8 protein-coding genes are annotated in these 15489 nt (G+C 41.5%); 5 read left to right on the top strand and 3 right to left on the bottom strand.

Going from position 1 to position 15489, the window contains the following annotated elements; translation table 11 throughout:
* Positions 1-215: 215 nt before the first annotated feature.
* Together Q4534_RS21505 and Q4534_RS21500 are read left to right on the top strand one after the other, a co-directional pair.
* Entirely contained in the window at positions 216-1259 is a 1044-nt protein-coding gene (locus tag Q4534_RS21505; RefSeq protein WP_303615216.1) for an amidohydrolase family protein, read from the top strand.
* A 182-nt stretch (positions 1260-1441) separates the two neighbouring features.
* Positions 1442-3793: a T9SS type A sorting domain-containing protein gene (locus tag Q4534_RS21500; RefSeq protein WP_303615215.1), complete on the top strand. Its 2352-nt coding sequence runs from the start codon at positions 1442-1444 to the stop codon at positions 3791-3793.
* Positions 3794-3858: 65 nt separating this feature from the next.
* Here the strand turns inward: Q4534_RS21500 and Q4534_RS21495 are convergent, their stop codons facing one another.
* Positions 3859-5322 (bottom strand): DUF1501 domain-containing protein, encoded by a 1464-nt coding sequence (locus tag Q4534_RS21495; protein WP_303615214.1) that lies wholly within the window; start codon positions 5320-5322, stop codon positions 3859-3861.
* A 1-nt stretch (position 5323) separates the two neighbouring features.
* A complete protein-coding gene (locus Q4534_RS21490; RefSeq protein WP_303615213.1) occupies positions 5324-8068 on the bottom strand; it encodes a DUF1553 domain-containing protein in 2745 nt (914 codons plus the stop codon).
* Between the two features lie 353 nt (positions 8069-8421).
* On the opposite strand from Q4534_RS21490, the gene Q4534_RS21485 reads away from it, so the two are divergent.
* From Q4534_RS21485 to Q4534_RS21475, 3 genes are read left to right on the top strand one after another with little or no spacing between them, the layout of a single operon-like run.
* On the top strand, positions 8422-10920 hold the full coding sequence (locus Q4534_RS21485) for a PSD1 and planctomycete cytochrome C domain-containing protein (protein ID WP_303615212.1): 2499 nt from the start codon (positions 8422-8424) through the stop codon (positions 10918-10920).
* Positions 10921-10935: 15 nt separating this feature from the next.
* Positions 10936-12363: a DUF1501 domain-containing protein gene (locus Q4534_RS21480; protein ID WP_303615211.1), complete on the top strand. Its 1428-nt coding sequence runs from the start codon at positions 10936-10938 to the stop codon at positions 12361-12363.
* Positions 12364-12372: 9 nt separating this feature from the next.
* The gene (locus Q4534_RS21475; protein WP_303615210.1) at positions 12373-13440 is read left to right on the top strand and encodes a 6-bladed beta-propeller; all 1068 of its coding nucleotides are present in this window, start codon (positions 12373-12375) and stop codon (positions 13438-13440) included.
* Positions 13441-13549: 109 nt separating this feature from the next.
* Here Q4534_RS21475 and Q4534_RS21470 read toward each other — a convergent pair whose 3' ends face one another.
* Entirely contained in the window at positions 13550-15469 is a 1920-nt protein-coding gene (locus Q4534_RS21470; RefSeq protein ID WP_303615209.1) for a peptide-N-glycosidase F-related protein, read from the bottom strand.
* Positions 15470-15489 lie beyond the last annotated feature (20 nt).

Raw genomic sequence — 15489 nt, 5'->3', positions numbered from 1 at the left:
AAAAATATCTAGAAAAAAACCAAACTAAATATTGATAAGACCTTTAATTTTCAGCCTTTTCCATGAGGGGATAAATCTTCCCGTTTTATGCAGACCAGCCTTTGAATGGTTGCGCGGAGTTCAGCAGGTAGAAATTGATTTTCTTTTGTAACTTGGGATTGTATTCGAACTCAATTGCTACGGTTTATCCCCCTGTTATCTTTATTCCTTCAATTATGAAACAAATGATATTACTGATTTTTGGTGTGATGGTATCCATTACGCAGGTATTCGGTCAGTTTAAGTCCAATTATCCCGATATCCCGAGGATTGATGTGCATACCCATGTTGCCGGAGACATTTCTGGTATTTCAAATTACCTTAGCCTAGGAGAACTCTTGCGGGAGGAGAAAAACATAGACATGGCTTTATGGATTAACTTGGGAGATCGAAATACTCCCTTATTAAATATAGTAGAAGTAGAGCAAGCCGGGAAGGGAAGGATGCTCTGTGGGATTGCGGATTTTAAGGCGCATGATGGATTAAGTTATGCTCCTGAATCCTTGAAAAAATTCAAGGAACAAGGATTTGTTGGTTATAAGATTTGGTCCGGACCTTGGTATAGGACACTGAAGAAAAAGGAAGACGGCTATCCTTATATTGATGATCCTGCTCATGAAGCCACCTTTGCTGAAATGGAGCGGATAGGCTTTATGGGTGCCTCTATCCATGTTGCTGACCCCAACGGGCCTTTTGGTAATAGGACAGCATGGTTGGCAGACCCCATAGAATATTGGACACAAATAAATGCCTGGCGGAATGTGCTGGAGAAACATCCGGACCTGCGTGTGGTCATGGCTCATGCCAACTGGCTGATTTGCCAGGATGCTCAAATAGACTATTTGCGCAATATGCTGGCCACTTTTCCCAACCTAAACATCGATTTGGCCGCAACCTTTCAATATTATCATCTGGTGGATAGGGAAAACCTCCGGTCTTTTATGATTGAATGGGCGGATAGAATTGTCTTTGGAACAGATATAGGCAATGTTAAAAACGAAGAAATAAGCCAAAGGGCCGAGCAGTACTCAAGGGCTTTTCAGATTCTAGAAACCGGAGATATGGTAAATGGTGGTTTTTTTGGTGGTCCGGAAACCCTGGGATTGGAATTGCCTAGAGAAGTTTTGGAAAAGATCTACTATAAAAATGCCATGCGGCTATATCCTCGGGTAAAGGATGGGCTGGCTAAGCTCGGATATGGACTGGGTGATTCTAAGTAGTCATCCCAAAGATAAGATTGGGAAAAGATTTAAATTTTTGTTTTAATAATCAAGTCATTGAAACACACAGACTTTTAAAGCTTGTTATTACTAAACTAATTTGTAGTGAGATAATAATGTCGATTGTAAAAACGATAGGCATAAAAAATCTTCTATATTTGTAGTTTTAATAATTAGGATAAATGAGATTTTTATTTGGCGTTATAATTTTTTTGCTTGCCCAAGTTCAAACATTGTTAAGCCAAGACTTTCAGTGGGCAGTGGGGTCAGGAAGTTGGACTAGCGATTATGCTATTGGCTTAACTAGTGATTTGAATGACAACGTTTATTTATGTGGAGGTCTTTCTAGTGGTACAACAATAGGAGAAACCACCTTTGAAAATCCAGGAGCATATTTAGTTAAATTTACGTCTGAAGGAGTGCCTGCTTGGGAGGTTAGTTTTGGAAACTACGAAACCTCAGGAGTAGATATTGCAGTAGATTCTGAAGGGAATGTTTACTTGGCAGGAATATATGCCAGGGGATTCACTTATGGCGGAATTACCTTAACAGGTGGATACCAGTCCAGAATATTTGTAATGAAGTTTACGCAAAATGGGGAATTGGTTTGGTCAAAGGATTTTGGAACCATCAATAAAGTAGGCAGATCATATGTAAATGCCATTGCTATTGATCCATCTAATAATGTATATTTCGGCGGTAATTTCGAAGACCCTATTCAACTAGGCGATTCAGTTTATAAGGTAAGAGGGAAAGAAGGGAGCAATTCAGATATGTTATTGGTTAAACTTTCTCCTGATGGGCAAGTACTATCTGTAAAAAATCCTGGGAGTACTTATGATGGATATATTTATGACATTGCAGTAAGTGATGAAGGGGTTTATGCTGTTGGTTATTCAGAAGGTAAGACGATTAATTTTGATAATATTACCTATGAAAGAACAAATAATAATCTTGGTTTCATATTCAAATACAACCATGAGGAAGAATTTGAATGGGCTAATTCTATTGAAGCCCCTTTGTCCTCATCTACTTATTCCATAACGGTAAATGACCAAGAAGAAGCAATTATTACTGGCACTTGGGCAGAAAATTACCAAGACATCGATCAAAAAATGTTTGTGTCCAAAGTAAGTCCAAAAGGTGAAATATTGTCTATTCAATTTATCGATCACTTTGAAAATTTAGGGCAATTCGTAACAGGTACTAGCGCCAAGAAAAAATGGGACTTAGCTACTAATGGGCAGGATGTGTTTTTATCTGCAGGTTTCTCAGGAGCCATGAATATTGGTCATTTGAATTTCACGTCTTCAGGGGATAAAGATGCAGTAATTGTGAAATTTAACGAAATAGGTTTTCCACAATGGGTTTCAGCAGCTGAAGGTAAGGGAGATGACCTGGGACTAAGGCTTTCACCTCATTCATCAGGTGTTTATATGGCTGGACACTACACAAGTGATTTATTGAATTTTGGTGACAATGTTTCGATAAAAAATAACAGTGGGAATAATGAAAGCGATTTCTTTTTATCCAAGGCAATTGATAACAGTTCAAACCTATGTCCTGATTCTAATAATTTTACACTTAATTATTCCACGAACTTCTGTCAAGGAGATTCATTACTCCTATCTATAGACGAAAACCCATATACAACTTATACAAAATGGACTCTTGACGGGATCGATTTGGACAAAGACAATCAAAAGGAAATATATATTACTAAAGAAGGGGTGTATGAAGTACAAATCAATGGTGATACTAGATGCCCTGTACCTCCTATAAGAATTAAGGTTGATCAAGAATTAGAAGCGGATGAAAATACCAATATAATTGTGTTGCCTAGTCCTGAAATTGAACTAGAAGGAAATAGAGAATTATGCCTAGGTGATACAATATATTTGTCAACTACATTTAATGAGGCTTATGAATATTCGTGGACAATACCTGAGATATTTACTTCAGCGGATTTAGCATCCAATGAATTGGAAGTAATGACTGATGATGCACTTGGAACGTTTATGTTTCATTTGGAGGTTAGGAATAAAAATACCGGATGTTTATCAAATGATACCTTAGTAATTAAAATTAATCCTAGGGTTTCACTGAAACTGGAATCAACTGGGAACAAATTATTTGTAGATAATGATAACTTTAATTCCTTAAATTGGTTTTTGGATGGGGCTGAGCAAGCAAGCTATAAAAATCAAGAATTTATATACGTTTATCAATCAGGGAATTATTATGTAGAAACGATAAATCAATATGGTTGTGTTAGTAGGTCCAACAATATATACCTAGACGGTGAAAATGCCCGCGTTCCAGTTAAAATTTATCCTAATCCAACAAGTGATAGAATCCGGGTTACATCCAATGTTCCTCCCAGTAAGCTTGAGGTTGTTGACCTTTCTGGTAAATCTTTAATTTCCACTGATGATACTACTGAAATAAGAGTTGGAGGTTTGGCTAATGGGACATATATTCTGAAAGTTTATTTTTCCAATAAAACTCAATCTTACAAAATTGTTAAGCATTGAAGCCATTAAAGCCTTGCGTATTTAATGTTTACTTGAAGTAAATTCGCCCATAAATTTCTATATAATCAGCTCAGCACTTCATTGATTACTTTTCCATGGACATCTGTCAGCCTGAAATCCCTTCCTTGAAATTCATAGGTAAGTTTTTCATGATCAAAACCCAATCTTTCCAAGATGGTAGCTTGTAAATCATGAACATGGGTACGACCTTCTATACCGTAGTAGCCTATTTCATCGGTAGCGCCATGGATGTGGCCTTTTTTAACACCTGCTCCTGCCATCCACATGGTGAATGCTTCCAAGTGATGGTCTCTGCCATCAAAACCTTCTCCTGTTCTGGATTCCATCATTGGGGTTCTGCCAAATTCACCACCCCATACCACAAGTGTGTCATCCAATAGCCCCCTTTGCTTGAGGTCTCTTAGCAAAGCCGCAATGGGCTGGTCTATGGTTTTACAAGACCTGCGCATTCCTTCACCTACACCATTGCCTGCTCCCACACCATGGGTGTCCCAGCGGTTGTCGAAAAGTTGTACGAAGCGCACGCCTTTCTCTACCAACCTTCTTGCCAGCAAACAATTGTTGGCAAAAGAGGCTTTTCCCGGGTTGGTGCCATACATTTGGTGGATGTATTCCGGCTCATCATTGATATTCATGGTTTCGGGTACAGAAGTCTGCATGCGAAAAGCCAGCTCGTATTGGGAAATTCGGGTTAGAATTTCAGGATCATTTGATTCCTTAAATTCCATTTCATTGATTTTGTTGATGGCATCAATGGATTTTTTTCTGAGGTGGCTGTCGATGGATTTTGGATTGGACAAAAACAGTACGGGATCTCCTTCCGAGCGACATTGTACCCCTTGGTAAATGGTGGGTAAAAAACCACTTCCCCAAGCACTTTTACCGGCACTTATAGCTCCTCCTCCTGATGTGAGTACAACATATCCCGGTAGGTCTTCATTCTCTGATCCAAGGCCGTATACAGACCAAGCACCTATACTCGGTTTGCCCAGTCGTGGACTACCGGTATGCATAAATAACTGTGCCGGAGCATGGTTAAATTCATTCGTATGCATGGCTTTTAGGAAGCTCACTTCATCCACCATTTTGGAGAATTCCGGCATATAATCTGATACATAAGCACCGGATTGGCCATATTGACCAAAATTTGCCTGTGGGCCAAGTAGTTTCGGTGTGCCTTTCAGGAAGGCAAACTCTTTACCCTCCATCAAGGACTGCGGGGTATCCTGGCCATTTAATTTCTGAAGCGTGGGTTTGAAATCAAAAAGCTCCAAGTGGGAAGGTCCTCCTGCCATATGAAGGAAAATGACACTCTTTGCCTTGGGAGCAAAATGAGAGGCTTTCTTGTCTAAAAAAGACCCTGCTACTTGCTTAGCTCCCGAATTATTTCCACAACCCATCAGCGAGCCCATAGCCAATGCGCCAAGACCTGAAGTACATTTTTTTAAGAAATGCCTCCTGCTATTGTATTGCGCTTTTCGGATAAATGCTTCTTCCCAAATATTCATTCTATCTTCTGGTTACAAATTCATCTAAGTTTAACATGGCATTACTAACCATTCGCATGGCTGCTAGTTCTGCATTTTTATCCAGTTCTTTGCCTTCTTCTTGATAGTAAGCAAGCGATTCCAAATAAAGTTGGTGGAGGACTTCTACTTTTTCCGGCTCAGGCACTTTGGCAGTAACCAGCCGTAGATTTTTTTCAATGCCATTTTTTATGTCGCCTCCGCTTTCTTTCAATATGCGTTTTGCCCAAGCATCTGCCGCTTCTATATAAACAGGATCATTTAATAAAACGAGAGATTGAAGTGGGGTGTTCGTTCTTATCCTTCTGGAAGTACATACTTCTCTGGAGGGACTATCAAAAGTGACAAAAGAAGGATAAGGGTGGGTTCTCTTCCAGTAAGTGTACACTGCTCTTCGGTATTTTTCCTCTCCCTCACTTGGGAACCAAAACTTTCCTCCAAAGCTGATGATGTTCTCAGGCTGGTAAGGCATTACACTTGGTCCCAATTGTTTTTCATTCAATAAACCGCTGATGGCCAAGGCTTGGTCTCTAATGGTTTCGGCAGGCAGTCTAGTTCTTGAGCCTCTGGATAAGAACTTGTTATACGGATCCTTTTTAATCTTTTCCTCGTTTGTTGCCGAGCTTTGTCTATAGCTTTGGGACATGACTATTTTTTTGATCAGTTTTTTCATGGACCAATTCATGTCTTCCTGAAAGTTTACCGCCAACCAATCCAATAGTTCGGGATGACTGGCAGGGATCCCCTGGCTTCCAAAGTCCTCCATGCTTTCGACGATTCCAAAACCAAATATTTGCTCCCAAATGCGATTGACAATAACGCGGGAGGTGAGGGAGTTCTCACCACTTACCAACCATTTGGCAAAATCCAACCTATCGGGTTTTTCCTTGTTGATTGTTCCCATTATTTCAGGGGTGTTGGCTGTTACTTCTTCTCCCTTTGAACGCCAGTCGCCCCGCTCAAATACAAAGGTGCTTCTTGAACGTGATTTTGGTAGATCTTTTAGAATAGGGGTTTCTATGGCTTTTGTATTGGATAGTTCCACCAACTTGGCCTGGAAACTCAGAGGATACTTGTCTTTTAAAGGAGCTTTTTCATGATAAAAGACCCAGTCTACACGGATGAGGTCTTGGGCAAAGGTTTTGTCTTTTTTAAAGTAATAAAAGAGATCTCGTTTTCCCGAAATCGGTTCAATCGCCACCTTTATTGTTTCCCAATCTTTGGGCCGATTGCCTGGAAAACTTGTGTCGGTTATTCCAAAGGTTCCCTCTCCTATTTTTCTGCCAAGGATTGAGTCCAATCTTATTTCCACCTTGGCTCCATACAGGGAGGCATAACCCATAGAGATGGCTTTAATATCTGTCAAGTCAACATTCTCGAACATGATCCATGAACTGTCCTGCACTTGCCAAATAGATTCCTGGTCATGCGCAACCAATTCGATAAACCGGCTTTTGTCTTGAAACTCCTCTGCTTCAACCTTTCTGTAGCCCAAAGTATACAGGAGGTCTTGCTTTTGCCTGTGCAGGTAGTTATCGCTGATTTCCGGAAGCTTTTCGGAGGGCTTTAGGTTTTCATTTACCCAAGATAGCAGGTCTTTGACCTTTTGCTCACTTTCTTTTTCATAGGTAAAAACTTTGGGTTGTTCGTTGTAAAGGTCTTTGTCTTGGGTATTGTTAAAAAAGGCCTGGCTTTTGTAAAACTCCTCGTGTCTGATAGGGTCATAGGGATGACTATGGCATTGCACACATGCCATGGTGGTGCCCTGCCAAACTTCATAGGTAGTACCTACCCTCTCCATTACTGCGGCTACCCTAAACTCCTCATCATTTGTTCCGCCTTCATCGTTTGCCATGGTGTTTCTGTGGAAAGCAGTGGCCAATAAGTCAGATTCAGTCGGATCAGGCAATAGGTCTCCGGCCAATTGCGCAATGGTAAATTGGTCGAAGGGCATGTCTTGATTAAAGGCTTCTATCAGCCAATCTCTGTACTTCCAGATTTCTCTATGCAAATCCTTTTCATAGCCTTTGGAATCAGAATAGCGTGCAAGGTCCATCCAAAAGGCGGCCCACTTCTCTCCAAAATGGGGCGAGGCCAGCAGTTGGTCAACCTTGTTTTCGTAAGCATTTGGAGAAGTGTCAGCCATAAAATCATCATAAGCTTGCAGTTCCGGTGGCAAGCCGGTAAGATCCAAAGTTAACCTTCGGAGCAGCAATTCTTTGGGAGCCTCTTCGTTTGGATTTAGCTCCATCTCAGCCAATTTCCTGAAAATAAAATGGTCAATTTCGTTTTGTGCGGGTATTTCACTATCCACAGAAGGCACTTCTAGGTCTTTTTTTGGAGGGATATATGCCCAGTGCTTTTCCCAGTTTGCTCCCTGATTGATCCATTCTTTGATCAGTTCAATTTCTTCTTGGGTCAAAGGGTCTTTGCCCAATGGCATTCTTAGCTCGGGATCGTGGTGTGTAAGGCGTGTGACCATTTCTGAAGCCTCAGCATCTCCGGGAATTATAGCAGGCTTTCCGGATTCAGTATTCATTTTGGCCTCTTCTTCAAAGAGCAAGGAAAAACCCCCAGATTGTTTGACACCTCCGTGGCAAGAAATGCATTTGTTATTGATAATGGGCCGGATTTGGCGATTATAGCTTATCTTTTCTTGGCCCGGCCATAACCAAAAAGTTAGGATCAGAAGTACAGGCAATAAGAAGATGAAGATTCGGCTTTTCATTTTGGGTAGTTATGCTAATAGTAGCATTAAATGTAAGTAATAAATACTTTACTTTCAAAGTCCAATCCTGTACAATACCCATCCCTTGGTATAATAAATCTTGCAAATTTGTAAATCAAGAAGTAACTTTTATAAACCAAACAGGATAGTACAGGGTGGTTGTATCACAAAATTTTAATAGTATTGTGATAGACAGTAATAGTAATTAATTAAGGGTAAAAGCGGTTTTGCAGTGAGATTTGAAATGGATCCTAATGTTGCGTTGAGTATATGCTTTTTTGGTTGTGCTGTTGGATTTTGTCAATTTTAGAAGTTTCGCTCATAAAACTTTAGACCCTGAAAAATGAAATCGAATGAAAAGGATAAGTAAAGGTAACCTGTTAATCCCCCTGACTACGTTTTTTTTCGCGGTATTGGGTATTACCACAGAGGTGAGTGCATTTGAACCAGTGCTATTGTTTCAGGCAGCTGAGGCAGATACTGCCTTTTGGTTGTGGAAGTTTTTAGGCCGTTTGCACCCCCTTGCAGTTCACTTTCCCGTAAGCTTTCTTTTATTGGCTGCCCTGTTGGAGTTGTTTACATTTAGAGATTTTAATCATAAACTAAGACCGGGTATCTCGGCCTTGGTATGGACAGGGGCAATAGGTGCTGTAATAGCTGTGGTTTTAGGCTTGCTATTGGCTAATGTAGAAGAATATGGAGGGCGTTTGCTGGATATTCATCAGTGGACCGGGATTGCAACGGCCATTCTGGGTCTTTTACTGCTTTTTTTAATGGGGAAAATAAAAAATGGGTATCCTAAGGCAGTCATAAAAAGTTTTAGAATTGCGCTATTTATCACAGCCTTTGGTGTTTCAATTGCCGGACATTTCGGTGCCTCATTGACCCATGGGGAAGAATATTTGACAGAGACTTTGCCTTGGAATGAATCAACCTATTCCGCTGAGGACCTAAACATAGATTTGGTGGCCTTTGAAGAAGAAGGTACCTTAAGTGAACAAAAGCAAATTGAATTGGTAGGCAAGGTAAGGGCTGTATTTGCCCACAATTGCTATAAGTGTCACAGTGATGCCAAGATTAAAGGAGAGCTAAGGCTTGATTCTAAGGAGTTTACTTTTGCCGGTGGAGAGTCAGGTCCGGTAATTATTCCGGGAAATGCTGACAAAAGCGAACTGGTGCGAAGGATAAAGCTTCCCAAAGATCACAAAGAGGCCATGCCTTCCAAAGGCAAGGTGCTTTCCGATGATGAGATAGCCTTGATTTCTTTTTGGGTGAACAAAGGAGCTCCTTGGCCGGATGCTGCAGAGGAAGTAAGTGTTTTTAGGGTAGCAGAACTTGCCCCAAGGCGACCCAACTTGCCGGCTCAAAGAAAAGGATTGACGCAAGCCATCGATATTTGGGTGGATGAGTATTTTGAAGAGCAAGAGATAGCTTGGAAAGAACCTGTGGATGATAAGGTTTATCTGAGAAGGATATACTTGGATATAGTAGGTTTACAGCCTTCCCCGGAAGAATATTCGGCCTTTATGAATGACAACAGGCCTGATAAAAGGGCGATTTGGGTAAGTGAATTGCTGGATAGGAATGACGATTATGCAACCCACTGGCTGACTTTCTGGAATGATGCCCTGAGAAATGACTATACCGGTACAGGCTATATTACCAAAGGGCGGTATGCCATTACCGATTGGTTGTACAACTCATTACGTGACAATAAACCTTATGACCAATTTGTCAAGGAATTATTGAATCCTGATGAAAAGTCCAAGGGGTTTATCGAAGGCATTCGCTGGAGAGGAGATGTCAATGCAAGTCAGGTCACTGAAATGCAAGCTGCACAAAATGTAGGGCAGGTAATATTAGGGCTTAATCTCAAGTGTGCTTCCTGCCATGACAGTTTTATTAGTGACTGGAAACTTAAAGAAGCCTATGCATTTGCCAATATTTTTGCAGATTCATCTTTGGTGGTTAGCCGTTGTGATATTCCTACAGGAGAGCAGGCCGGAACTAAAATTCTTTGGGAGGAATTGGGTGAAATTGACAGTACTGCCACAAGGTCTGAGAAGTTGGAACAGCTGGCCGAATACTTGGTGCAACCTGCCAATGGCCGACTTTACCGCACCATAGTCAATAGAATATGGAAACAAATGATGGGAAGAGGCTTGGTGGAGCCTGCAGACGAGATGGATAATATCCCATGGAGTCAGGATTTATTGGATTGGTTGGCCACAGACTTTGAAGAAGACGGCTACAACCTGAAGCAACTGATATATAAAATTGCCATATCCAAAGCTTATCAACAGCCGGCAGTAGGGGTAGAGAGCCCATTGTTTCTTGTGGAAGATGATTTTGTTTTCGAAGGGGCAGTTATCCGAAGAATGACAGCTGAGCAATTTACCGATGGAGTAAGTCAAAAAATTCATCCCCTATTTACGGAGGAGGAAATGAAGTATGATCCCAATCAGCTGGCAGTTTCCGAGCAATCTGACATTGGCTTTGTCCGCGCATCCTTGGTAGCAAATAATGGCTTGCTTAAAGCCCTTGGGCGTACCAACCGTGAAGTGGTAATGACGAGTAGAGACAGTCAGGCGAGTTTATTACAAGCATTGGAATTAACCAATGGCGAAAAGCTGAACAGTACCCTAAAAGAAGGGGCGGTCAGATGGAAAGAAAAATATGAGGCCGGAGAAATAATTGTACAGGAAGTCTACCAGCAACTATTGGGAAGAGCGCCTCAAGAAAAGGAATTCAAAATTGCCATGGCAGCTTTGGGAGAAGAACCGGAGCCTGAGGCCATACAAGATTTATTTTGGGCAGTTTTGTTACTTCCTGAATTTCAGTTAATTTACTAATCAAAAGCTTAAGCTATGAATTATAATTGGAGAAGAAGAGATTTCTTAAAAAAGACTAGCGCTGCTTCTATTGCAGCCATGGCTGCAGGAGCTCCAATTTCAGCCTTATTAAACGCATGCTCCCCCAAGGAAAAGATTGAAAGCACTGCGGATACCGTAATTTTGCTTTATATGGCAGGTGGAATGGCTCATACAGAGACTTTTGACCCAAAAAAATATACCCCCTATAGAAAGGGCATGGAGTCCAAAGAGGTGTTGAGTACCTTCAAAGCTGTTCCTACCGTTTTAGATGGGGTTAATTTTTCTGAGGGGCTTGAGAAAATTGGCGGTGTGATGGATAAAGGCAGTCTGATCCGTTCCTATGTTGCTGCAGACCTTGGGCATATTTTGCATACCAGACACCAATTTCATTGGCATACTTGCTATGAGCCACCACAGTCTGTAGCTGTACCCCATATGGGTTCTTGGATGGCCAAGGAATTGGGACCGGTCAATCCGGTTATACCCCCTTTTATCAATATAGGGCAGCGGTTTACCGTAGGAGAAGGGGAGGAATTGAAGGCCTTTCATAGTGCCGGTTTTCTTGGCAGTGAGTATGGGCCTTTTTTGATACCTGATCCGAGTTCCGGTTTAGACAGTGTTCGCCCTCCCGTAGGTATGTCCAACAAGCGATTTGAAGCAAGGAATCAGCTTTATGAGAATTTGATAAAAGAAAGTGCCATGGGGGAATTTGGAAGTGATTACCAAAAAGAGTCACTGAAGCGATCCATGGAGCAGGCCTATATGCTATTGAATAGTCCGGAAGCGAAGGCTTTTGATTTAAGCCAGGAGCCCAAAGAGAAATATGACATTTACAACACGGGTAAATTTGGTTTGGGTTGTTTGATGGCCAAGCGGCTGGTAGATCAGGGGGCAAGATTTATAAGTGTAACTTCAGAATATGAACCTTTTGTAGGCTGGGATACCCATGAAAACGGACATACCAGGCTGAAGGGAATGAAAAAATTAATTGATGCACCTATTGCTCAGTTGATTAAAGATTTGGATGAAAGTGGAAAGCTGGACCGGACTTTGGTGGTATTGGCCAGCGAATTTAGCAGGGATATGCTGACGGAAGGAAGACCGGGAGCAAAAGTAAAAGACCAAGTGGAGGTTCCTGACATTATTGAAGACATGAAAAATTATGGAATGCACAGGCATTTCACAGATGGCTGTTCGGTTTTGATGTTTGGAGGAGGAATCAAAAAAGGCTATGTTTATGGTAAAACTGCTGATGAGAGGCCATGTAAAAGTATAGAAAAGCCAATCAAAATTGCGGCTTTGCACCAGACCATTTACCATGCCCTGGGTATGGATCCGGAAACGAATTATGAAATTGAAAAACGTCCATTTTATACCACTCCAGATGGACATGGAGAAGCAGAAATGGATTTATTCGCTTAAATTACACCCATGAAAGAAAACCCAAATCCAAGAAGAGAATTTTTAAAGAAATCAGGACTCACGATGCTTGCAGGAGCAGTGGTTCCCAATATAATTGTAAATAAAAGCTACGGCATGAAAAAAGAAACCATACTAGGGCATGGCACGCACCGATATAAGGTCATAGAAGGATGGGGCAATTTGGACCCGGCCAAAAACCCTGTCAATGACTGCCATGAAATGGTGGAGGATGCAAAAGGAAGATTGATTCTTTTGACCAATGAGACCAAAAATAACGTCATTATTTATGATAAATCAGGCAAGTTGCTGGAAACTTGGGGGGACACTTATCCCGGTGCGCATGGACTTACCATCAGTGATGAGGGTGGCGAAGAGTTTTTGTACATTGCAGACAATACCAGAAGTCAAGTGATAAAAACAAACTTAAAAGGTAGAGAGATAATGGTGATGGATTATCCCAGAGAAACGGGTAATTATGCCTATCCCAAACAATTTGTACCTACAGAAACAGCCATCAATCCTGCCAATGGAGACATTTACATCGTAGATGGTTATGGATTGAACTATGTGACCCAATACAATTCAAAAGGGGAACTGATTCGTCAGTTTGGAGGAAAAGGTGAGACCAATGAAACCTTCAACTGTTGTCATGGTATTTTGGTAGATACCAGAGATAAAAACAACCCTACCTTGCTTATTACTGACAGGGGGAATATGCAGTACAAGCGTTTTACTTTGGATGGGAAGTACATCAAGACCATCCCTACTCCAGGCTCATTTGTATGTAGGCCTGTTTTACGTGGAGACAATGTGTATGCTGCGGTGTATAGAAGTACCACACAGGCTTATCCCAATTCAGGATATATCACCGTCCTGGACAAGAATGACCGGGTAGTTTCCACTCCGGGAGGCACTGCTCCGGAATATGTCAATGGAAACCTTCAGGAACAGCGAAAAGACATGAGCTTTCAGGGATTTATGCATCCCCATGATGTCTGTGTAGACCGGGATGAAAACATCTATGTACCTCAATGGGCCTCACAAAAAACCTACCCGGTAAAGCTGGAAAGGATTTAGAAAGAAATTTTGTCCAAGTAAAAAAGCCATCTTTGAAAAAAGATGGCTTTTTTACTTTAAATGTATGTCCAGCCCTTTTAGCATCACGTTGATGAAAGCTTTCTTATCCTTACTCCTTCACCCTTAACCTTTTATTATAAACTACCTTGTCATTAACAAAAACACGGAAAAAATACCTGCTTTTTGGATACCTGCTTAGATCAAAGGTGAGCCTGCCTTCTTTGAAATCTCTGTAAAGATGCTCTTCCACCACCTCCCCTCCGGGATCTCTTATCAGCTTGATAAGGACCTCTTCAGGATTGTTTGATAAAAAATCGAAGTAAGTAAAATCTTTTGTTCGGGTAGGGAATACACCTAGGGAAATTTCATTTTCCATAATAGAGTCAGGTGTATCCCCCACTGTAAAGTTATAAGTGATGCTGCTTCCGAAATCTGAATTAAAGCTTTTGACAATTTTTCCTTGTGAATTGAGTAAGATGGCCTTTCCTCTTCCGGCCTTTGTTTTATACCAAAATTCTAAGCCGTCTCCACCTTCATCTTTGAGCACCAATTGATAAGCACCTTTGCTTAATTGGAGGCTGTCTTTATATAAGGTGTCAGCAACCAATGTACCCACCTCTCTTTGGTACAAGACATTTCCTTTGGCATCCATGACTTGATAGGCATTGTCTTCAGGTTTCTTATTCGTTTCTAAATGAAAAATCAAGGTAGGTTCATGGACAGGGGTTGGGGTATAGTTGGTAGACATAAGATTGTCCTGTTTTGAAGCATCTTTTCTCCCATTAGGTTTTCTCAGTTCAAATTGATAAGTGAGTGCACCTTTTTGAGGGATTAGTCCGGGCATTGTAACTGTGTCCATTTCGCCGGGCTGGAGTAAGCCTTCCCAGTTAAAGATATTGGATTCTCCTCCTTTTGACCCGTGATTGATGCTTAGCTTGGTTAATGGTTCGGCTCCGTTATTTTTAATCACGATTGAGGGGCCAAAAGCAGCAGGGTTTAATCTGTTATGGATGGCCTTGTTTGAGGGAATAATAATATCTTCAATGGCTACATCATTTTTTTTCCTATAAGCCTTGTATTGGATCAGGTAGGCAGCAATTAGTTCATTGGCACTGGGTTTGGGAGAGTTGTAGTTCTCCATTTTCAGCTGAACCGTGTGCGCTGACTTGGAAAGTTCAAAATCGTACAAGTCCGGCTGGATCAGGTCTCCCGGGCACCAGTTGGCACGGTCAAAAATCCATGTTCCTGCTTGTGGATACAGGGGATTGTCCCCACACTGTTTCCAAATTTGGCGACTGGCAACCAATTTTTCGTCCAAAAGAAAGTCCCGGTATTTATTGCAAAATTCTCCGCATCCATCAGGTCGATCCATGCCATGTCCGGTTTGGAGGATGCGTAACCTTCCCATAGCGGCACCTTTATCTGAGGAGAACTGTACCGGTTTCAAAGCTTTTTCAATGGGCTTTTCCTTGTCTCCGTAAGCAAAGGAGCCATCGTATATTTTGGTAATGGAAATAGGCTCCATGGCTGGTTGACCTTTGATAAGGTCAAAGGCTACTGTGACTTTCCAACCACGGTCATTATTGGGCTCATAGCCGGTATGCTTGTACTCCAACTCTACGCTGTCTCTTAACAATAGGGAAAAGTCTGTAACATCCACCTGCCAGTCAAATTCCCATTTTTCCCCAAATGCACCTCCATAAGGAGTAAGCATTCTTCCAATTTCAAAATCCTGTAATTCACCCTCCTTGCCCCCGGTTCTCTTAATTGTTATATGATCCAGATAATCCCAGTCTGCACAGCGCATATTATCGGGGCAGGCAAACTTGATTTTCATAACGATCTTTCGAATGGGAACCTCTATGTCGGGGAATACGGCCCACTCTGAATAAGTGTTGGCTCCTTTGGAGGGGTTGGTTACAACAGTAATGGCATCATGGCTAATGATTTGTAGGGTATCTCCTTGTTCTGCCCAAACATTTACAATTAATAGTAGGGGTAATAATGCAGTTAGTACAATCTGTTTCATGTAAAGAAATAGGATATTAT

Source organism: Cyclobacterium sp. 1_MG-2023, from assembly GCF_030546805.1.
Classification (GTDB): domain Bacteria; phylum Bacteroidota; class Bacteroidia; order Cytophagales; family Cyclobacteriaceae; genus Cyclobacterium.
Note: the sequence above shows the minus strand (reverse complement) of the source record. Positions and strands in the feature narration are given on the sequence as shown.

What these genes read in the sequence shown, in the direction of transcription:
- Q4534_RS21495 (WP_303615214.1), bottom strand. Translation starts at nt 5,322, where the DNA reads ATGAATATTTGGGAAGAAGCATTTATCCGAAAAGCGCAATACAATAGC.
- Q4534_RS21475 (WP_303615210.1), top strand. Translation starts at nt 12,373, where the DNA reads ATGAAAGAAAACCCAAATCCAAGAAGAGAATTTTTAAAGAAATCAGGA.
- Q4534_RS21480 (WP_303615211.1), top strand. Translation starts at nt 10,936, where the DNA reads ATGAATTATAATTGGAGAAGAAGAGATTTCTTAAAAAAGACTAGCGCT.
- Q4534_RS21490 (WP_303615213.1), bottom strand. Translation starts at nt 8,068, where the DNA reads ATGAAAAGCCGAATCTTCATCTTCTTATTGCCTGTACTTCTGATCCTA.
- Q4534_RS21505 (WP_303615216.1), top strand. Translation starts at nt 216, where the DNA reads ATGAAACAAATGATATTACTGATTTTTGGTGTGATGGTATCCATTACG.
- Q4534_RS21485 (WP_303615212.1), top strand. Translation starts at nt 8,422, where the DNA reads ATGAAAAGGATAAGTAAAGGTAACCTGTTAATCCCCCTGACTACGTTT.
- Q4534_RS21470 (WP_303615209.1), bottom strand. Translation starts at nt 15,469, where the DNA reads ATGAAACAGATTGTACTAACTGCATTATTACCCCTACTATTAATTGTA.
- Q4534_RS21500 (WP_303615215.1), top strand. Translation starts at nt 1,442, where the DNA reads ATGAGATTTTTATTTGGCGTTATAATTTTTTTGCTTGCCCAAGTTCAA.